This is a genomic window from Sphingopyxis sp. LC363 (genome assembly GCF_000756385.1).
GTDB lineage: Bacteria > Pseudomonadota > Alphaproteobacteria > Sphingomonadales > Sphingomonadaceae > Sphingopyxis.
Genome location: NZ_JNFC01000023.1, coordinates 99330 through 118312, shown reverse-complemented (window position 1 = coordinate 118312; position 18983 = coordinate 99330). Strand labels below are relative to the sequence as shown.

The following is an 18983-nucleotide window of genomic DNA, read 5'->3' as shown; positions in this document are numbered from 1 at the left end:
GACCGGGGCGCACCAACGGAGTCTGCGGCCAAGCGGGCCGAATCAGCGGACGACGACGCAATTTTCACCGGCAACGCGTAATTTTCCGCATAAATTCGCCGCATTGGCGGCCGTTCCTGCCGACACGCGCAAGCGATAGACGGTATCGTCGCCGACCTTGGCGGGTAAAATCGATCTATTGAGTTCGGCCAGATAGGCGAAACGTTTCGACAGGTTGGTCCATGCCTTGGCGGCGGCGCCCTCGCTGCTGAAGGCGCCGATCTGGATCATCGCCGAACCCGACGCCGAAGGCTTGGCTTCGGCGGTTTTGGCCAGCGCGACCCGCTTCGCTTTCTCCTGAGGAGCGGCCTTGGTCAGGGCCGGGGCCGCTTTCTTGGCGGCCGCCTGACGCTTTGCCGGCGTCACGGCAGGCTCTTCGGGCATGCGCGCCGGATCGACCTTGCCCGCGGGTTCCGCCCCCTCGCTGGCGGAAAAAGCTGCGTCGCCTTCGCCCTCGAAGGTCTTTGCGCCGTCAGTCTCGGGCGCGACCTTGTAATCGCCCTGCTGCGCCGCGATCAGCTCGCCGTTGCCGCGCGCGCCGCCATTCTGGATCCACCACAGGCCGCCGAGAACCGCTCCGATCAGAAGCAGCCCGCCGAGCACCATGACGAGCAGGCGCACCGGCGAAACCTCGCCATCTTCCTCGAACCCGTCGGCCGCTTCAAGCCAGGGGAGCCGGTCTTCATCATCGAGACCCAGCCCCGCGTCGCCCTGCCCCGCATCCTTTCCCTCGACCATCAATTCATCTCCTCGAGCGCCTCGACCCCCATCAGGAAGAGCCCGTTGCGGATAACCTGCCCTATTCCGTCGGCCAAATAAAGGCGCGTCGCGGTCAGTTCGGGGTCATTGTCGACCACGATCCGCGCTGACGGGTCGTCATTGCCCAGATTATACCAAGCGTGGAACGCCGCGGCGACGTCGGCCAGATAGAAAGCGATCCGGTGCGGCTCACGCGCCGACGCGGCCGCCTCAACAGTGCGCGGGAATTGGGCGAGCAGCTTGATCAGCCCCAATTCGTGCGCGCCAAGCCGTGCCGGAGCCGGCGCTGGCAGGTCGATCCCCGCCTCGGCCGCCTTCTTGCGCAGGCGCGAAATCCGGGCGTTGGCATATTGCAGATACCAGACCGGATTGTCGCGCGATGCCTCGACCACCTTGGCAAAGTCGAAGTCCATCTGCGCGTCGGCCTTGCGCGTCAGCATGGTGAAACGCACCGCATCCTTGCCGACTTCGTCGACGACATCGGCGAGCGTGACGAAATTGCCCGCGCGTTTCGACATCTTGAACGGTTCGCCATTTTTGAGCAGGCGGACCATCTGCACCAGCTTGACGTCGAAACGGGTCTTACCGTCCGTCAGCGCGGCGACCGCGGCCTTGATCCGCTTGACCGTGCCGGCATGGTCTGCGCCCCATATGTCGATTAGCTCGTCGGCATTCCGGCTCTTCTCGTAGTGATAGGCGAGATCGGCGCCGAAATAGGTCCAGCTGCCATCGGACTTTTTGATCGGACGATCCTGATCGTCGCCGAAGCGCGTGGAGCGGAACAGCGGCAGTTCGACCGGCTCCCAATCCTCGGGCGTTTCGCCCTTCGGCGCTTCGAGCAGGCCGTCGTAGACGAGATCATGGTCGCGCAGCCATTTTTCGGCGGCGGCGGGCTTGCCCTCGGCCTGGAGCTCCGCTTCCGAAGAGAAGAGGTCGTGATGGATGCCGAGCTTGGCGAGATCGGCGCGGATCATGTCCATCATCGCGCTGACTGCCTCGGCGCGGAACAGGCCGAGCCACGCGCTTTCGGGCGCATCGACGAAGCGGTCGCCATATTCGGCCGCCAGCTTGCCCGCGACAGGTTTCAGATAATCGCCGGGGTAAAGTCCCTCGGGGATCGCGCCGACATCCTCGCCGAGCGCCTCGCGATAGCGCATGTGAACCGAGCGCGCGAGCACGTCGACCTGCGCCCCGGCGTCGTTGACATAATATTCCCGGATCACCTCGTGCCCCGCATATTCGAGCAACGCGGCGAGCGCGTCGCCGACCACGGCGCCACGGCAGTGGCCGACGTGCATCGGGCCCGTGGGGTTCGCCGAAACATATTCGACATTGACGCGCCGCCCCTGCCCCATCGCCGACCGCCCGTAATCGCGACCTTCGCTGAAGATCAGCGCCAGCTCGTCGCGCCAACTGTCGTCGGCGAGGCGCAGATTGATGAAGCCGGGGCCGGCGACGCTTGCTTCGGTCACCTCGTCAAGCTTGCCGAGTTCGGCAACAAGCAGGTCGGCGAGCGCGCGCGGATTCATTCCCGCAGGCTTCGCGAGCACCATGGCGGCATTGGTGGCGACATCGCCATGCGCGGGATCGCGCGGCGGTTCGACGCTGATCGCACCGCGATCGAGGCCGTCCGGCAGGGCACCTTGGGCAACAAGCGCGTCGAGCGCGGCGCCTATATGATCGGAAAAACGGCTGAACAGGGTCACGGGACTGGCCTATCTTGGATCGGAGAAACGCTTGCGCGCGCCCTAACCCAGCTTGGCGCACGCGAAAAGCCCTGCGTCACCGGGCGGCGCGCAGGGCGTGAAGAAGCGAACGGCGCCACCGCGCCGCCGCGAGATTATCGTCGGACGTTATATTCAAGCTGGTCCTGCGTCAGCTGGAAGCCGACCAGCAGTTCGAAACTCGCGCGCTGCACCGCGGCGCGCACTTCGGGCAGGCTCAGCGGATCGATCGCCGCGTCCTGATCCCCCGGCTTGCGCTTGCGCATGATGCGTTCCTGAATATCGGCGGGAAGCGTGGCGGCGGCGCGGTCGACATAGGCCGAAGCCTGCCCGCGCCCCGTGCCGCGCACCTGCCCCTCGGCGAAGGTCACGGCGACATTGCCGAGGCGCTTCGCGACCACCGCGGTCCCGCCTTGGAGCACCGTGGCGTAATAGGGCAGCGTCACGGTGCGCGCCGGTCCGGCCTCGCGCCGCGTCGCGACGACTTCGAAGCTCGCTAGCTGATAGACTTTCTCGCCCGTTTCGTTGCACTGCGGCGTCACATTGGTGATCGCCGCGACGACGTCGATCGCGCGCGCGTCGCGGCTGGTCGCGGGATCGAACAACGTGATATCGCCCGTGTGCAGCGGCACAGCGACCGCCGGACACGCGCTGCGTGTCGCGGTGATGCCGACGCCGCCCGAAAGCTCGATTTCATTGTCCTTCGCACAGCCCGCCGCCGTCGCCATGGCTGCCGTGCCGCACAGCACAGTCAGAAACTTACGCGACGGGAACGAATTGGACATCATGATAATCGGGCTTTCCAAACAGGCGCTTTGACAGGTGCCGGGACGATTGATCCCGCTTCATGCGCGCCGCTTCTTATCGGTGCGATGAACGCGGCGCAACAAAGAGAACGACCAATCGACGGGACGAAGCGGCTTTACCCCGTGGGACTTGCTGCGCTAGAGCGCGCGCATCATGAACGCACCCCACCCGACGACGCCTGCGCCCGGCCATGAAGCGGCGGAACTCAAGGTTTTGATCGCCGCGCCGCGCGGTTTTTGCGCCGGGGTCGATCGCGCGATCCGTATCGTCGAACTCGCGCTGCAGAAATATGGTGCGCCGGTCTATGTCCGGCACGAGATCGTGCATAACCGCTATGTCGTTGACTCATTGAAAGCGAAAGGCGCGATTTTCGTCGAATCGCTCGACCAGGTTCCCGATGGCGTTCCGGTCGTGTTCAGCGCGCATGGCGTGCCCAAGGCGGTTCCCGCGAAAGCCGAGCTGCGGGGGCTCGACTATATCGACGCGACCTGCCCCCTGGTGTCGAAGGTGCACCGCCAAGCCGAACGCGCGCATGAAGCGGGACGGCATATCGTCTTTGTCGGACACGCGGGCCATCCCGAAGTCGTCGGCACGCTGGGCCAGCTTCCCGAAGGCGCGATGACGCTGGTGGAATCGGTCGACGATGTCGCCGCGCTCGTACCCGCCGACCCCGCGATGCTGTCCTATCTGACGCAGACGACGCTGTCGGTCGACGATACGCGCGACATTATAGCGGCGCTTCAGCACAAATTTCCCGCGATCAGCGGGCCGCGCGGCGAGGATATCTGCTATGCCACCTCGAACCGGCAGGACGCGGTGAAGGCGATCGCCGGGCAGTGCGACCGTATGATCGTGATCGGGGCGCCGAACAGCTCGAACAGCCTGCGCCTTGTCGAGGTGGCCGAGCGGCTCGGCACCCCCGCCCATCTCGTCCAGCGCGGCAGCGACATCAATCCGGCCTGGCTGGAAGATATTGCAACGCTCGGTATCACGGCCGGCGCGAGCGCGCCGGAAACGTTGGTTCGCGAAGTGATCGACGCCGTTGCGGCCGTGAGGACGATCGTCGAAGATATCGTCGTGACCGCCGAAGAGCATATGATCTTCAAGCTGCCGCGCGGGCTCGAAGCGGCATAGGGTCAAAACCCGCGTATGACGCGGTCGAGGTTTGAAGCGATTTTGTTCACGGCAAGGAAGTGAGACGTAGGCATATGAATATATTCCAAGGCTCGCTGACGCAGCCGTGGACAAAATCGATCAAATCCCCTCGGGACATCGAAATGGCTTCGATCTCGTCTCCGCGCCCCCTTGAAGATGGAACCACCATCTTCGGCGGTCACGCAAAGCCGATATCTTCGCCATTTCGACGCCTCGATCGCGTCATACGCGGGTTTTGACCCTGCGATGGCGGTCTATACCCACGTCGAGCCCGACGACCTTGCGGCGCTGGTGGCGCGTTACGACATCGGCACCGTCGTCTCGTGCAAGGGCATCGCCGAGGGCGTCGAGAACAGCAACTTCCTGCTCGAAACCACGGGCGGCCGCTTTATCCTGACGCTTTACGAAAAGCGCGTCAGCGAAGGCGACCTGCCCTTCTTCGTCGATCTGCTCGACCATCTCGCAAACCGGAGCTGCCCGGTTCCGGCGATGATCCGCGACTGCGAGGGCGTCGCCATCCAGCAGGTTTCGGGACGAGCCGCCTGCGTCATCCAGTTTCTTCAGGGCATTTCGCTGACCCAGCCGACACCCGGCCAGTGCGAAGCCGCCGGCGCGGCGCTCGGCGCGATGCACCGCGCGCTCGAAACCTATGCCGGCGCGCGCGAGAACAGCATGGGCCATCGTCACTGGCGCACGGTGGCCGAGGGGGCGGGCGATCTCGACGCGGTTCTCCCGGGGCTGCAAGCGATCGTCGACGGCGAGCTGGAACATCTCGACAGGCACTGGCCGACCGGTTTGCCGGCGCATGTGATCCATGCCGACCTGTTCCCCGACAATGTTCTGATGCTCGGCGATCGCGTCACCGGCTTGATCGACTTCTATTTCGCCGCGAGCGATTTTCGCGCCTATGATCTTGCCATCACCCACGCGTCCTGGACTTTTTCGGCCGACGGCAAAGCGTGCGATCCGGCGCGCGCGCGCGCGCTGATGCGGGGCTATGCTCGCGAAATCGCGCTGACCGATGCGGAGATTGCCGCCCTGCCCCTGCTTGCGCGCGGCGCGTCGCTTCGCTTCCTGCTGACCCGCGCGCACGACTGGGTGCACACACCCGCCGACGCGCTCGTCACGCGCAAGGATCCCTCGCCCTTCCTCGCCCGCCTGCAGCGCTATCGCGCCGCCGACGCTGCCGACCTGTTCACGCTCGCATGACGACAAGCACCGGCAAGACCGTGATCGTCGCCACCGACGGCGCGTGCAAGGGCAATCCCGGCCCTGGCGGCTGGGGTGCCGTGCTGCGCTGGGGCGACGTCGTGAAGACCCTGTCGGGGGGCGAGCCCGATACGACGAACAACCGCATGGAACTGATGGCCGCGATCGAGGCGCTCGCCGCGCTTAAGCGCAGTTGCAACGTCGAGTTGTCGACCGACAGCGTCTATGTCCGCGACGGCATCACCAAATGGATATTCGGCTGGCAGAAGAACGGCTGGAAAACGGCCGCCAAAAAGCCCGTCGCCAATGCCGATCTTTGGCAGCGGCTGGTCAGCGAAAACGCGCGGCACAAGGTCGAATGGATCTGGGTCAAGGGCCACGCGGGCCACGGCGACAACGAACTCGCCGACCAGCTCGCCAGCGATGCCGCGATCGAGGTCGCGCGGGCGCGCAGGGCGCCCGCGCGCTAACCCCTGAAGATCACTCGGCCTCGCGAACTTCGGCGCCGGGACCGTTTTTCAGGATCGAGTCGATGGCATTTTGCGCGGAGGCTTTGCTGCTATAGCCTTCGGTCCAGAAGATCGGCTCGCTGTTATATTTGAAATAGGCGACAAATTCGCCGGCCTTGTTCTTCTTGATCTCGAAATAATGGGCCATGCCATCCTCCACACGTCGCGCCGCGCCGGGGGTGGCGGGCTAAACATATGTTAATTCGCTCGTTTCGCCGTGCAAGACAAGATCGGCTCAGGTGAAGCGTGCGGGAGCGAAGGGCAATGGGTCGACCCGTCCGATCGCGCCCGGTGGCGGCGGCGCTCCCAGTTGCGCCGCGAGCAACCCGGCGATCGCCGGCGCGGTCTGAATGCCGAACCCGCCCTGCCCCGCGCACCAGATGAAACGGCCTTCATGGGGATCCGGACCGAAGACGGGGATCCGGTCGGGGGCGAAGCTACGCAGCCCCGCCCATTTGCGCTCGACGGCGGCGACCGGCCAGTCGACGACCGATTGCATGCGCTCGATGGCGGTTGCGACGTCCCAATCTTCGGGCGCCACGTCATGCGCGATGCTTGGGGTCTCGTCGTGCGGGCTCAGCCATACACGCCCGACACTTTCGCCCTTGAAATAGAATTGGCCGCCGACATGGATCACCAGCGGCAGTTCGGCCGGAACCGCGACGTCGAGACGAACCTGCAGAACTGTCCGCCGATACGGCTGGATCCCGAGCGGCGCGATACCGCAAGCGGCCGCGACCGTGTCGGCCCATGCGCCCGCGGCGTTGACGATCACCGCTGCGTCCACCTCCTCCTCACCCAGCGCGACCCTCCATCCGTCGCGGACGCGGCGGGCACTGCGCAGCGGCGCGCGGGTGGCGAGCAAGGCGCCCGCCCGCTTCGCGGCGCGAAGATAGGCGGCGTGGAGGCCGCCGACGTCGATATCCCGACACGCCGCCTCATAGGCGGCTTCGCTCCATTCGGAACGCAGCCCCGGAACTCTCGAGGCAACGGCGGCGCCCGACATGCGCTCGACATCGACACCCTTCGCCCGGAACTCGGCGACGAAGGCATCGACCGCTGCCGCTTCGGATGTCCGTCCGATCGTCAATGCCGAGCGCGGCGACAGGAAAGCACGATCAGAAAAGGCCGGATCTGGGTTCCGCAGCGTCCCCAGCGAAGCCAGCGTCAGGGGTTGCACTGCCGCCCCGCCATAGGTTTCGTGCCAGAACGCTGCAGACCGGCCTGTGGCGTGATAGCCGGGTATATCCTCGGCTTCGACCAGCACGACGCGGCGCCAGGGCGCAAGCGCAGCCGCCAGGCTCGCGCCGGCGATACCGGCGCCTACGATCAGCACATCGGTGGCGGAGGGCGGCCGGTCGGTCATGGCCCGCCGCATATCGGCTGGACCGCGGAATGCAAGCCGCGTCGCCCGCAACATGGTTACTCTTTGGTAAGCCATGTTGCGTAGGAGGAGCCGATGAATAGCGACGCGATCTCGCTCGGCCTGATGGCCCTACTCGGCCTGCTGATGATTGCCGCGGCGATCAGCGATGTCGGGTCGCGAACGATTTCCAACCGGCTCAACGCCGCGATGGCGCTGCTCGCGATCCCCTTCTGGATCGCTTCCGGCCTCGCGCTCTGGCCCGAGGTCGCGATCCAGTTCGGCGCGGCCTTTCTGGTTTTCCTTCTCTTCGCCGGATTGTTCGCGATCGGAGCGATGGGCGGCGGCGACGTGAAAATGATCGGTGCGGTAATGCTCTGGATCCCGCTTCCGCTGTTTCTGTCGATGCTGACGGTCATGGCCATCGGCGGCGGCATCCTGTCCGCCCTGATGCTTATCCATATGAAATTGCGACCTTCGGACAAGCCGGTCGAGGTGCCCTACGGGGTCGCTATCGCCGCGGCGGGCCTGTGGGCGCTTCACCAACACTATCTTAACCAGTTTCAGGTTATCGGATGACCTGAGGGAAAAGCACGACCGTCTCTGGTGGGTGCAGGAGGGCGAAAACTCGTCATGGATACGCGAAAGATTATGCTGATCGTCGGCGCGCTGGTGATTGCCATCGGCGCGGCGTTCGGGGTCAACAAGATGATGCGCGGCGCCGCCGCTCCGTCGGCACGCGCCGCCGCGGCGCCGGAAATTACGGGCCCGATGATCCTTGTCGCGACGCGGCAGCTGCCGGTCGGCACGATCATCGGCCCTGACAGTTTCCGGTTTCAGCCATGGCCGAAGGAATTGGTCGAACAGGCCTATTTTCTGAAGGACAAGACCGACGTGAACACGCTGGTCGGCACCGTCGTGCGTCACGCGATAACCGCCGGACAGCCGCTCACGCAGGGCGCCCTCGTTCATCCCGACGACCGCGGCTTCCTCGCTGCGGCGCTTGGTCCGGGCATGCGCGCGGTCACCGTGAAGGTTTCGCGCGAAGAGGGCGTCGGCGGTTTCGTCTTTCCGGGCGACCGTGTCGACGTCGTGCTCGCGCAGCAGATCTCGGTCGATTCCGAAACGTCGTCCTACCCGGACAAGGAATTGTTCACCGCAGAGACGATCATCCGCAACGTTCGCGTTCTGGCGACCGACCAGCGCTTTAATGCCGAGGACGAGACGGGCAAGACGCCGGTACGCACCTTCAGCTCGGTGACGCTCGAAGCAACGCCGGAGATCGCCGAGAAAATCGCCGTCGCCCAGGACATGGGAAAGTTGTCGCTCGCGCTGCGGCCGCTGGCCGAAAGCGCAGGCGAACTCGAAGCCGCGATCGCCTCGGGCGAGATTGACGTCCCCGCAGGGGCCGATACCGCCGCCGAAAAGAAGATGCTGGCCCAAGCCGCCGCGCGTCCGACCGCCAGCCGCTCGTCGGCGACGACCGGCGGCGACGTGTCGCGTTTCTGGATCCCGGTGCGCGGCCGCGTCACCTCGCCGCGCCCGCAGCAGTCCGAGAACAGCGGCGGCTATGCACCGTCCAATGCTGGGCGACAGGCGGCGGTGCCGACCGGCCCGGTCGTGCGCGTCACCCGCGGCGACAAGATGACCGAAGTTCCCGTGGGGGGTAAGTAAGATGAACAGCAACGCCAATTTCAAGGTGGCGGCACTGGCGCGCACCCTGGCCATCGGCCTGGTGGCGGCGACGCTCGTCGCGGCGCCTTCGCAAACCGCTATCGCCCAAGCCGTCCAGAATGCGAGCGGCAGCCTCGAACTCTCGGTGGGGCGCGGCCGCCTGGTCAGCCTTCCCGCCACGATGTCCGACGTCTTCGTCGCCAATGACGAAGTCGCCGACGTTCAGGTCCGCTCGGGCCGCCAGCTCTATGTCTTTGGCAAAAAGCCGGGCGAAACCAGCATCTATGCTACCGATGCCAGCGGTCGGGTCGTCTTTTCGACCGTCGCCCGCGTCGGCAACAATATCGAAACCATCGACCAGATGCTGTCGCTCGCGATGCCGGAAGCCAGCATTGCGGCGAACCCGATGAACGGCTTTGTGCTGCTCACCGGAACGGTTCGGTCGCCCGACGACGCCGCCGAAGCGGAACGGCTGGTTCAGGCCTTTGTCGGCGAGGAAACCAAGGTGCTCTCGCGCCTGCGTACCGCCACGCCCCTGCAGGTCAATCTGCAGGTCCGCATTGCCGAAGTGAACCGGTCGCTGGTCAAGGAAATCAGCGGCAACCTCCTGACCCGCGACACCGACGGCCCGCTTGGCAACGGCTTTCTGGGTGGGGTTTTCGGAGGGCGTCAAGCGGGCACGATCACGACCGATGCCAATGGCAACACCACCTATACGATCAACACGCCAGCGGGGACGCGCAGCCTCGCCGGTGCCGGCCGCCTGTTCGGGCTCGATCTGATTGCCTCACTCGATATCGGCGAGCGATCGGGCTTGGTCGCAACGCTGGCGCAGCCCAACCTGACCGCAATTTCCGGCGAAACCGCCGACTTCCTGGCGGGCGGTGAATTCCCGGTACCGATCCCGGGGAATTTCGCGGGCACGACGATCGAATATCGCAAATATGGCGTCAGCCTCGCCTACACGCCGACCGTATTGTCGAACGGCCGGATCAGCCTGCGCGTCCGCCCCGAGGTGTCCGAACTGTCGACCGAGGGCGCGATCGAGATGCAGGGCTTTCAGGTCCCCGCGCTGACAATCCGCCGCGCCGAAACGACGGTCGAACTCGGATCGGGCGAAAGCTTCATGATCGCGGGGTTGCTGAACAACCGCTCGATCGGCGCGATCGACAAGATGCCCGGACTCGGAGACGTCCCGCTGCTCGGCATGCTGTTCAAGTCGGACAGTTTCCGCCGCGGCGAAACCGAACTCGTGATCGTCGTGACGCCCTATCTGGTCCAGCCCGTGTCGGCGAATGACATCAAGCTGCCGACCGACGCCTTCCAGGACACGCACGACCTGCAGCGGTTGCTGCTCAACCAGACGAGCGACGGCGTAACCGGCGGCGACCGCCCCAAACCGCGGCTCGATACCAATGTCGGCGACGCCGACCGTCCGCGGACCGGCAGCGGCAACGCGGCGCCCGGTTTCAACATCAAGTGACGCGCTGGATCTCAGGAGCAAAGTGATGAAGAAAATCGCAACTTGGACGGTCCTGGCATGCGCGACCTCGCTCGCCGGATGCACCGGCGCAGCATATAGCAATCGCAGCCTGGAATCGGTGCATCAGCCGGTGGTGCGCAACAATCTTTATCAATTCGACGTCGCAACCGCGAATGGCGAACTGCCGCCCGGCGAGCAGGGCCGGCTGCAAGGCTGGCTCGACGCGATGGGCGTTCGCTACGGCGACCGCATCGCGGTCGAAGACCCCTCGACATATGGGGCAACGTCGGCGCAGGCGACCGTCCGTGCGATGGTCGAACGTCGCGGACTGTTGCTGAGCCGGGACGTGCCGGTGACGACGGGCGCAGTTCCGGAAGGATATTTGCGCGTCGTCGTGACGCGCGCGTCGGCTTCGGTTCCAGGATGTCCCAACTGGGAAAGCAAGTCCTCCTTGAACCCGGCCAATGCGACCTCGTCCAATTATGGCTGCGCAATCAACAGCAACCTCGCCACGATGGTCGCCGATCCCAACGACCTCATCAAAGGCACGCGCGACACGGGGCATGACCCGCTCGCTGCGACGCGCGCGATCCAGACCTATCGGACGAAACCCCAGACCGGTGCCGGCGAGTTGACCAAAGCACCCACCAGCGGAGGTGGCCAGTGAACGCTCCTTTCAAATCAGCAGGACTGCGTGATCCTTTCAACGCCTTCGTCTGCGACGACGATACGCTGGAGTTGATCCGCGCGGCGGCGGGCGACATGGGCTGGCCGATCGAAAAGTGCAACAAGGGCGGCCTGCGCAACGCGGTGCAGTCGCTGTCGGTGTCGGCGAGCCCGAATATCCTGTTCGTCGACATGTCCGAATCGGGCGACCCGATCAACGATATCAATGCGCTGGCTGAAGTCTGCGAGCCCGGAACGGTCGTGATCGCCGCCGGTCAGGTCAACGATGTGCGCCTGTATCGCGACCTTCTGTCAAGCGGCATTCAGGACTATCTTCTGAAGCCGCTGTCGCTCGAACAGGTCCGCGAATCGCTGACCATGGCGCAAGCCATGCTTTCGGCCCCGAAACACGCCGATATGCACGACGACAAGCCGCATCACATGATGGGTGTCGTGGGTGTGCGGGGCGGCGTCGGCGCATCGCTCGTCGCGACGTCGCTCGCCTGGGCGATCAGCGAACAGGCGGATCGCCAGACCGCTCTGCTTGATCTCGACGTCCATTTCGGAACGGGCGCGCTTACGCTCGACCTCGAACCCGGGCGCGGCCTGATCGACGCGATCGACAATCCGAGCCGCATCGACGGCCTGTTCATCGAGCGCGCGATGGTGCGCGCGTCGGACAAGCTCAGCCTGCTTTCGGCCGAAGCGCCGATCCATCAGCCGGTGATGACCGACGGCTCAGCCTTTTTTCAGCTCGAGGAAGAGTTGCGCAACGCGTTCGAGATGACGATCGTCGACATCCCGCGTCAGGTGCTGATCCCCTTCCCGCACCTCGTGTCGGAAATGGGGACCATCCTGCTCGTCAGCGACGTGACGCTCGCGGCGGCGCGGGACACGATCCGGCTTCTGTCGTGGTTCAAGCAAAACGTTCCCGGCGCGCGCGTCGTGCTCGTCGCCAACAAGTTCCAGAACGCGATCGGCGAACTGTCGCGCAAGGAGTTCGAATCCTCGATCGAACGGCCGATCGACATCGTCATCCCGTTCGATCCCAAGCTCGTCGCCCAGTCGGCGAAGCTCGGAAAATCCTACGCCGAAACCTGCAAGGGCACCAAATCGGCGCAGGTTTGGAACAATCTGATGCGTCTCGTCCTCGACGGCGCCGACGTCGATGCCGAGGACGCACCGGTCTCGGCCGCGAAAAGCAAATCAGGCGGTTCGCTGCTCGGCAAGCTCGGCTTGACCAAAAAGGGCGCGAAGCAGGCGGCGTGAGGACGCCACCGGCACGCCGTCGCGATCCTCTGTCATAGAAGCGGACACCAGCTGACCATGAACCTGCCAGTCATCCTTATCATCGCCGGGGCCCTTCTCGCTTTCGTCCTCCTCGTGATCCTGCTCGGCGGGCCTTCGGAGGGCAAGGCGAAGACGCGGCGACTGGCGATGGTCAAGGATCGCCATGCGGCTTCGACCGAAGCGGTCGTCGCGGCGCAGATGCGCAAGACGATCCAGTCGGGCCGCGCGGGCGACTCGTCGCTGACCCATCTGCTGCCACGCCGCGAAGAGCTTGAGAAGCGCATCCGCCGTACCGGCAAGAACTGGACGCTGACGCAATATATGTTTGCGACGATGATCGTGTTCGTCGTCGCCACCGGCGCGATGCTTATCGTCCGCGCGCCCGTCCTGATGGCCGGCCTGGTCGGATTGTTGCTCAGCCTTGGGCTCCCCTATCTCGTCGTCGGCATGACGATCAAAAGGCGCGTAGCCGCTTTCAACAGCCGCTTTCCCGACGCGATCGACCTGCTCGTCCGCGGTCTCAAGTCGGGCTTGCCGGTCACCGAGACCTTTCAGGTGGTTAGCCAGGAACTTCCCGGGCCGGTCGGTGAAGAGTTCAAGGGCGTCGTCGAGCGCATCCGCATCGGCAATACGATGGAAGCCGCGCTACAGGAATCGGCCGAAATGCTCGGCACTCCCGAATTCCAGTTCTTCTGTATCACGATTCAGATCCAGCGCGAAACCGGCGGCAATCTGGCCGAAACGCTGGCCAACCTGTCCGACGTCCTGCGCAAGCGCGCCCAGATGAAACTCAAGATCCGCGCGATGTCGTCGGAGGCCAAGGCGTCTGCTTACATCGTTGGCGCGCTGCCCTTCTTCGTGTTCGGCGTCGTCTGGACGGTAAACCCCGGCTACCTTGAAGGCTTTTTCGTCGAGGAACGCCTTATCATTGCCGGTATCGGCGGCCTGATCTGGATGAGCATCGGCGCCGGCATCATGGCCAAGATGGTCAATTTCGAAATCTAAGGGGGCAGAAACAGTGAACAGCAGCCTCCTTCTCTCGTCCGCCTTCACAGGCGCACAAAGCGGCCCGACCCTGCTCGGCATCGACGTCGTATGGGCCGGCACCATGCTGGCGGCGGTCGGGGTCTTCGCCGTGCTGTTCGCGATCTATAACGCGCTGACCGTACGCAATCCGATGACGAAACGCGTCAAGGCGCTCAACGATCGACGCGAACAACTGAAGGCCGGCATCACGGCCTCGACGGCGAAGCGCCGCGCCCGGCTGGTCCGCAAGAACCAGACCGCCGACAAGATGCGCACTTTTCTGGGCAAACTCCAGGTCCTGCAGGATGGTCAGATCAAGGAAGTCCAGCAGAAGCTCGCGCAGGCTGGTATCCGGTCGAAGGATCTCGCCGTTGCGGTGATCTTCGGCCGCATGGTGTTGCCGATCCTGTTTGGGGGCCTTGCGCTTTTTCTGATCTATGGGGTCGATATGTGGCCCGACCTGACTTCGTTCAAACGCTCGGCCTATACGATGGGTGCGTTGATCCTCGGCTACAAGGCACCGGACCTCTTCGTCGACAATATGCGCCAAAAGCGCACCGACGCGATCCGCAAAGGCCTCCCCGACGCGCTCGACCTCCTCGTCATCTGCGCCGAGGCGGGCCTGACGGTCGACTCCGCCTTCGCACGTGTGTCGAAGGAACTGGGCCGCGCCTATCCCGAACTGGGCGAGGAATTCGCCCTGACGTCGATCGAACTCGGCTTCCTGACCGAGCGCCGACAGGCGTTCGAAAATTTCGCCTATCGCGTGAATCTTGAATCGGTGAAGGGCGTGGTCACAACCATGATCCAGACCGAAAAATACGGCACGCCGCTCGCGTCTGCACTTCGCGTCCTGTCGGCCGAATTCCGCAACGAACGCATGATGCGCGCCGAGGAAAAGGCTGCACGCCTGCCCGCGATCATGACGGTGCCGCTGATCCTGTTCATCCTGCCGGTGCTGTTCATCGTCATTTTGGGCCCGGCTGCCTGTTCGCTGAGCGACGCGATGTCGGGCGGCAGCTTCGGCGGCAAGGGCTGATCACAGCTCCAGCGCCGGTTAAAGAAAGAGGGCGGAGGCGACTTCCGCCCTCTTTTATCAGGCCACGCTTTGTTCGATCGCGCCGAAGATGCTGTGGTGACGGTCATCGTCCATCCAGATGCGGACCGTATCGCCCTTTTTCATGAACGGGGTCTTGGGCTCACCCAGTTGGATCGTCTCGACCGTCCGCACTTCGGCAAGGCAGCTATAACCCAGCCCGCCTTCGCTGATCGGCTTGCCCGGGCCGCCGTCGGCGTCGCGGTTCGACACCGTGCCCGACCCGATGATCGTGCCCGCGCCCAGATCGCGCGTTTTCGCGGCGTGCGCGATCAGCGCGCCGAAGTCGAAGGTCATGTCGACCCCGGCATCGGCGCGGCCCAGCGGTTCGCCGTTCAGGTCGACCGAAAGCGTCCCGTGCAGCTTGCCGTCCTGCCAGCGATCGCCCAGCGCCTCGGGCGTCACGAACACCGGCGACATCGCGCTCGACGGTTTCGACTGGAAAAAGCCGAAGCCCTTGGCGAGTTCGGCGGGAATCAGCCCGCGCAGCGACACATCGTTGGTGAGGCCGACGAGAAGGATCTTGTCGCGCGCCGCGGCGGCATCGATACCGGCGGGCACATCGCCCGTCACGACCACCACCTCGGCCTCCATGTCGCAGCCCCACGCGGGATCGCCGAGCGGGATCGGGTCCCGGGGGGCCAGAAAGGCGTCGCTGCCCCCCTGATACATCAGCGGGTCGTGCCAGAAGCTGTCAGGCATTTCGGCGCCGCGCGCCTGCCGGACGAGCGCGACATGGTTCACATACGCGCTGCCGTCGGCCCATTGATAGGCGCGCGGCAGCGGCGACGCCGCATCGCGCTCGTGAAACCGCTCCTTCGGGATCGCGTCGTGGTTGAGGTCCTCGGCGAGCGCGGCGAGGCGCGGCGCGGCATAGGCCCAATTGTCGAGCGCCGCCTGCATCGTCGCCGCGATCTCGCCGGCGTCGGCATACCAGGCGAGATCGTCCGAAACGACGACCAGACGGCCGTCGCGGCCCTTTTTGAGCGATGCTAGTTTCACGAAAACTCCCTTGTCTGACGATGCGGCTGAAACCGTCATCGCCTGTCGGGAAGCGATAATCAGCGCGACGTCGTGATCGATGCGAAACAGGTAAAGCCGCTCTGCCCTGCCTGCAAGCGCCGGATATATTGCAGATAGGCTTGCGACTGGTTGTAGGTCGTTCCGGGCAGCGTCTGGCCGCGGAAGGCGCGTTTCACTTCCTCGCCCGTAAACGGCCGCGGCGCTCCCGGAAACGCACCTTTCGTCCCCGGAGGCACCAGCTTGCCCGCGCGGTCGATATATTGGCCCGCTGCCGTGGGGCTCGGAACCGGAATCTCGCAATTCATCACCGACACCGCGGTCTGCGCAAAGGCGGGCCGGATCGTCAGCGCCGCCGACACGCCGGCGGCGCCAAGCGCCAGCATCTTGCGGCGCGACGGCACGGCTTCGTCATCCATTTCGGGCGGCCCTGCGGGAATGTCGCTGTTTTCCATGGTCGGCGCATAACGCAATGAAGCGCCTAGGAAAAGAAAAAGACCGCCGCAGATCACCGGCTTCCCGCTTTGGCACATGCGGGCAAAAAGCGTTAACGACCGCAAAGCCGCTTGCGCTGATCCCCCGCTTCGTGCGACCCGAGCGGCGCATGTTCGATCGTCTGTCCAGCCTCGTCATCGCCCTGACGCTGGTCGTCATCGCGGCGATCTTTGCCGCGCTGACGGGGGGCGACCCCTTGTCGATCGCGATGATGGCGATCGCGGGCTTCGCCGCCGCAGGCACGGTTTACAGCGCGCTTCCCGCCCCGCTCCCGGACGCGCCGGGTGCGGCGCCGGCGGCTGATGCCCCGCCGGTCTCGCTTCTCCGCCACCCCGATTTCGCACGCTGGGTCGACCAGGAAAAAGACCCGCTCCTCGGCGTTTCCGACAACATCGTTGCAATCGCCAACGACGCGGCGATCCGCCTGCTCGGGCGCCATATCGTCGGCGCCGACATACGCACCGCGATCCGCCATCCGGCGGCCACAGAGTGGTTGTCGCGCATCAACAGTGACGGCCCGCTGGAAACGGTCAATCTCGTCGATTTCCCCCGCCCCGGCCAGCGCTGGACGATGCGCGTCGCGGCGCTATCGGGCGGACAGCGCATCATCATGCTGTCGGACCATTCGGCAATCGACGCCGCCGACCGCATGCGATCGGATTTCGTCGCCAATGCGAGCCACGAGCTGCGCACCCCGCTCGCCGCGATCCTCGGCTATGTCGAAACGCTGCAGGACATGAACGGCGATACCGACGCGCCGACGCGCAGCCGCTTCCTGTCGATCATCCACCGCGAAGCGGGGCGGATGCAGCAGCTCGTCATCGACCTGCTCTCGATCTCGCGGGTCGAGGCCGACCGCTTTCGCCGCCCGACGACGCCGGTCGACCTAGTGGCGATCGTCCAGACGTCGGTCGCGCAGCTTCGCGACAGCGAACAGCCGCGCGCGAAGGACATCGTCGCGATGCTGGGCGACGCGCCGCAGCCGATGCTCGGCGACGGCGCGCAGCTGGGCCAGCTCGCGCACAATATCATTTCGAACGCGATGAAATATGGCCATCCGGGAACCCCCGTCACGGTCGAACTTGCGCGCGAGGGAAGCCGCGTGCGGCTGTCGGTCAGCGACGAAGGCGACGGCATCGCGCCCGATCATCTGCCGCGCCTGACCGAACGTTTCTATCGCGTCGACGAAGCGCGCAGCCGCTCGGTCGGCGGCACCGGCCTCGGCCTCGCGATCGTCAAGCATATCAGCGAACGCCACCAGGGCCAGCTCGACATAGAGAGCGAGCTTGGCAAGGGAACGAAGGTATCGGTGACCTTCCCGCTCGCCGCCTAGTCGATCGCGCTCAGCAGATCGGCGATCCTTCCGAACATCTCGTCGATCTGCGGTTTTTCGACAATCAGCGGCGGCGACAGCGCGATGATGTCGCCCGTCGCGCGGACGAGCAGCCCGTTGTCGAAACAGGCGTGAAACAACTCCATCGCGCGCGCGGTCGGTTCCCCCGGCCGCGGTTCGAGTTCGATCCCCGCGACGAGCCCGATCGTGCGGATATCGATGACATGGCGCGCACCTTTCAGGCTGTGCGCCGCATCCTCCCAATGGCTGCCCAGCTCGTTCGCGCGGTCGAACAGCCGCTCGCGCGCATACAGATCGAGCGTCGCGAGCCCCGCCGCACTCGCCAGCGGATGCCCCGAGTATGTATAGCCGTGGAACAGCTCGATCCCGCCCGGCACGCTGTCGATCACCGCATCGTGCAGTTCACGCTTCACCGCGACCGCGCCCATCGGCACCGCCGCGTTGGTGAGGCCCTTCGCCATGGTGATTATGTCGGGTGTCACACCCCAGGTTTCGGACGCCGTCGCGCCGCCGACGCGCCCGAAGGCTGTGATCACCTCGTCGAAGATCAGGATAATGCCGTGCCGGTCGCAAATCTCGCGCAGGCGCCGGAGATAGCCGATCGGCGGCACGAGCACCCCCGTCGATCCCGCCATCGGCTCGACGATCACCGCGGCGATCGTCTCGGCGCCGTGCAGATCGACGAGGCGCTGGAGATCGTCGGCAAGCTCGGCACCATGCTGGGGGAATCCTCGGGTAAAGGCGTTGCGTTCGATGTCGTGCGTGTGCCGCAGATAATCGACCCCGGACAGCCCGCCGCCGAACGCGCGCCGGTTGTTGACGAGCCCGCCGACGCTAATCCCGCCGAAGCCGGTGCCGTGATAGCCGCGCTCGCGCCCGATCAGCCGCGTGCGTGTTCCCTCGCCCTTCGCGCGCTGGATAGCGAGCGCAATCTTAAGCGCGGTATCGACCGACTCCGATCCGCTATTCGTAAAGAAGATTCGATCGAGCCCTTCGGGCATCAATTCGGCGAGCCGCTGCGCCAGTTCGAACGGCAGCGGGTGGCCGAGCTGAAACGTCGGCGCGAAATCGAGCGTCGCGGCCGCCTTTGCGATCGCCTCGCTGATCTCGGGGCGGCAATGGCCCGCGTTGCTGCACCACAGACCCGATGTCCCGTCGAGGATCTCGCGCCCGTCGCTCGACCGATAGAACATGCCGCTCGCCGAAACGAGCTGGCGCGGCTGGCGCTTGAAGGCCCGGTTCGCGGTAAAGGGCATCCAGAAGGAGGCCAGCTGGTCGTTGTCACCGCGCATCGCGAACATCTCCTGATCTTGT

Annotated in this window: 19 protein-coding genes; 11 read left to right on the top strand and 8 right to left on the bottom strand. The window is 65.0% G+C overall.

Features of this window, described 5'->3' with window-relative positions; all coding sequences use genetic code 11:
• Nucleotides 1-42 precede the first annotated feature (42 nt).
• The 3 genes from FG95_RS10175 to FG95_RS10165 all read right to left on the bottom strand — a co-directional run bounded on the left by FG95_RS10175 (nt 43) and on the right by FG95_RS10165 (nt 3310).
• The gene (locus tag FG95_RS10175) at nt 43-777 is read right to left on the bottom strand and encodes an SPOR domain-containing protein (RefSeq protein WP_052182276.1); all 735 of its coding nucleotides are present in this window, start codon (nt 775-777) and stop codon (nt 43-45) included.
• Entirely contained in the window at nt 777-2504 is a 1728-nt protein-coding gene (argS, locus tag FG95_RS10170; RefSeq protein WP_037555651.1) for an arginine--tRNA ligase, read from the bottom strand. The genes FG95_RS10175 and argS overlap by 1 nt, the downstream gene beginning before the upstream one ends.
• A 134-nt stretch (nt 2505-2638) precedes the next feature.
• Complete coding sequence (locus FG95_RS10165; RefSeq protein WP_052182275.1) at nt 2639-3310, bottom strand: hypothetical protein; 672 nt, start codon at nt 3308-3310, stop codon at nt 2639-2641.
• Nucleotides 3311-3482: 172 nt separating this feature from the next.
• On the opposite strand from FG95_RS10165, the gene ispH reads away from it, so the two are divergent.
• The 3 genes from ispH (at nt 3483) to rnhA (ending at nt 6163) form a co-directional block, all read left to right on the top strand.
• Nucleotides 3483-4463, top strand: a complete 981-nt coding sequence (ispH, locus tag FG95_RS10160; protein WP_052182274.1) for a 4-hydroxy-3-methylbut-2-enyl diphosphate reductase — start codon at nt 3483-3485, stop codon at nt 4461-4463.
• A 267-nt stretch (nt 4464-4730) separates the two neighbouring features.
• A complete protein-coding gene (thrB, locus tag FG95_RS10155) occupies nt 4731-5693 on the top strand; it encodes a homoserine kinase (protein ID WP_037555817.1) in 963 nt (320 codons plus the stop codon).
• Nucleotides 5690-6163, top strand: a complete 474-nt coding sequence (gene rnhA, locus FG95_RS10150; RefSeq protein ID WP_037555650.1) for a ribonuclease HI — start codon at nt 5690-5692, stop codon at nt 6161-6163. Before thrB ends, rnhA begins: the two co-directional genes overlap by 4 nt.
• 10 nt (nt 6164-6173) lie before the next feature.
• Here the strand turns inward: rnhA and FG95_RS10145 are convergent, their stop codons facing one another.
• Together FG95_RS10145 and FG95_RS10140 are read right to left on the bottom strand one after the other, a co-directional pair.
• Nucleotides 6174-6350, bottom strand: a complete 177-nt coding sequence (locus FG95_RS10145; RefSeq protein ID WP_081933099.1) for a YegP family protein — start codon at nt 6348-6350, stop codon at nt 6174-6176.
• Nucleotides 6351-6437: 87 nt separating this feature from the next.
• Entirely contained in the window at nt 6438-7568 is a 1131-nt protein-coding gene (locus tag FG95_RS10140; protein ID WP_037555648.1) for an NAD(P)/FAD-dependent oxidoreductase, read from the bottom strand.
• Between the two features lie 93 nt (nt 7569-7661).
• On the opposite strand from FG95_RS10140, the gene FG95_RS10135 reads away from it, so the two are divergent.
• From FG95_RS10135 to FG95_RS10105, 7 genes are all read left to right on the top strand, one after another.
• Nucleotides 7662-8144: an A24 family peptidase gene (locus FG95_RS10135; protein ID WP_037555647.1), complete on the top strand. Its 483-nt coding sequence runs from the start codon at nt 7662-7664 to the stop codon at nt 8142-8144.
• A 54-nt stretch (nt 8145-8198) separates the two neighbouring features.
• A complete protein-coding gene (gene cpaB, locus FG95_RS10130; protein WP_037555646.1) occupies nt 8199-9239 on the top strand; it encodes a Flp pilus assembly protein CpaB in 1041 nt (346 codons plus the stop codon).
• Between the two features lies 1 nt (nt 9240).
• Nucleotides 9241-10722: a type II and III secretion system protein family protein gene (locus FG95_RS10125; protein WP_037555645.1), complete on the top strand. Its 1482-nt coding sequence runs from the start codon at nt 9241-9243 to the stop codon at nt 10720-10722.
• A gap of 25 nt (nt 10723-10747) precedes the next feature.
• Nucleotides 10748-11389 (top strand): CpaD family pilus assembly protein, encoded by a 642-nt coding sequence (locus FG95_RS10120; RefSeq protein WP_037555643.1) that lies wholly within the window; start codon nt 10748-10750, stop codon nt 11387-11389.
• Complete coding sequence (locus tag FG95_RS10115) at nt 11386-12657, top strand: pilus assembly protein CpaE (RefSeq protein WP_037555642.1); 1272 nt, start codon at nt 11386-11388, stop codon at nt 12655-12657. Before FG95_RS10120 ends, FG95_RS10115 begins: the two co-directional genes overlap by 4 nt.
• Before the next feature lie 57 nt (nt 12658-12714).
• Nucleotides 12715-13683 carry a type II secretion system F family protein gene (locus tag FG95_RS10110; protein WP_037555639.1) on the top strand — a complete coding sequence of 323 codons (969 nt, stop codon included), beginning with the start codon at nt 12715-12717 and terminating at the stop codon, nt 13681-13683.
• Nucleotides 13684-13786: 103 nt separating this feature from the next.
• Entirely contained in the window at nt 13787-14743 is a 957-nt protein-coding gene (locus tag FG95_RS10105; protein WP_052182284.1) for a type II secretion system F family protein, read from the top strand.
• A 57-nt stretch (nt 14744-14800) separates the two neighbouring features.
• Here the strand turns inward: FG95_RS10105 and FG95_RS10100 are convergent, their stop codons facing one another.
• Together FG95_RS10100 and FG95_RS10095 are read right to left on the bottom strand one after the other, a co-directional pair.
• A complete protein-coding gene (locus FG95_RS10100; protein ID WP_037555638.1) occupies nt 14801-15802 on the bottom strand; it encodes a fumarylacetoacetate hydrolase family protein in 1002 nt (333 codons plus the stop codon).
• 59 nt (nt 15803-15861) lie between these two features.
• A complete protein-coding gene (locus tag FG95_RS10095; RefSeq protein ID WP_037555813.1) occupies nt 15862-16275 on the bottom strand; it encodes a hypothetical protein in 414 nt (137 codons plus the stop codon).
• A 149-nt stretch (nt 16276-16424) separates the two neighbouring features.
• Here FG95_RS10095 and FG95_RS10090 point away from each other — a divergent pair, with 149 nt between their 5' ends.
• Complete coding sequence (locus FG95_RS10090) at nt 16425-17648, top strand: ATP-binding protein (RefSeq protein WP_037555811.1); 1224 nt, start codon at nt 16425-16427, stop codon at nt 17646-17648.
• Here FG95_RS10090 and FG95_RS10085 read toward each other — a convergent pair.
• Complete coding sequence (locus FG95_RS10085; protein ID WP_200880183.1) at nt 17645-18961, bottom strand: aspartate aminotransferase family protein; 1317 nt, start codon at nt 18959-18961, stop codon at nt 17645-17647. The two genes, FG95_RS10090 and FG95_RS10085, sit on opposite strands and share 4 nt — an antisense overlap.
• Nucleotides 18962-18983 lie beyond the last annotated feature (22 nt).

Bases quoted from the DNA above. Each gene is read 5' to 3' on its own strand.
- FG95_RS10140 (WP_037555648.1), bottom strand. From the start codon at position 7,568: ATGACCGACCGGCCGCCCTCCGCCACCGATGTGCTGATCGTAGGCGCC.
- FG95_RS10125 (WP_037555645.1), top strand. From the start codon at position 9,241: ATGAACAGCAACGCCAATTTCAAGGTGGCGGCACTGGCGCGCACCCTG.
- FG95_RS10090 (WP_037555811.1), top strand. From the start codon at position 16,425: ATGTTCGATCGTCTGTCCAGCCTCGTCATCGCCCTGACGCTGGTCGTC.
- FG95_RS10135 (WP_037555647.1), top strand. From the start codon at position 7,662: ATGAATAGCGACGCGATCTCGCTCGGCCTGATGGCCCTACTCGGCCTG.
- cpaB (WP_037555646.1), top strand. From the start codon at position 8,199: ATGGATACGCGAAAGATTATGCTGATCGTCGGCGCGCTGGTGATTGCC.
- FG95_RS10175 (WP_052182276.1), bottom strand. From the start codon at position 777: ATGGTCGAGGGAAAGGATGCGGGGCAGGGCGACGCGGGGCTGGGTCTC.
- FG95_RS10085 (WP_200880183.1), bottom strand. From the start codon at position 18,961: ATGCGCGGTGACAACGACCAGCTGGCCTCCTTCTGGATGCCCTTTACC.
- FG95_RS10145 (WP_081933099.1), bottom strand. From the start codon at position 6,350: ATGGCCCATTATTTCGAGATCAAGAAGAACAAGGCCGGCGAATTTGTC.
- rnhA (WP_037555650.1), top strand. From the start codon at position 5,690: ATGACGACAAGCACCGGCAAGACCGTGATCGTCGCCACCGACGGCGCG.
- FG95_RS10095 (WP_037555813.1), bottom strand. From the start codon at position 16,275: ATGGAAAACAGCGACATTCCCGCAGGGCCGCCCGAAATGGATGACGAA.
- thrB (WP_037555817.1), top strand. From the start codon at position 4,731: ATGGCGGTCTATACCCACGTCGAGCCCGACGACCTTGCGGCGCTGGTG.
- FG95_RS10105 (WP_052182284.1), top strand. From the start codon at position 13,787: ATGCTGGCGGCGGTCGGGGTCTTCGCCGTGCTGTTCGCGATCTATAAC.
- FG95_RS10165 (WP_052182275.1), bottom strand. From the start codon at position 3,310: ATGATGTCCAATTCGTTCCCGTCGCGTAAGTTTCTGACTGTGCTGTGC.
- FG95_RS10120 (WP_037555643.1), top strand. From the start codon at position 10,748: ATGAAGAAAATCGCAACTTGGACGGTCCTGGCATGCGCGACCTCGCTC.
- ispH (WP_052182274.1), top strand. From the start codon at position 3,483: ATGAACGCACCCCACCCGACGACGCCTGCGCCCGGCCATGAAGCGGCG.
- FG95_RS10110 (WP_037555639.1), top strand. From the start codon at position 12,715: ATGAACCTGCCAGTCATCCTTATCATCGCCGGGGCCCTTCTCGCTTTC.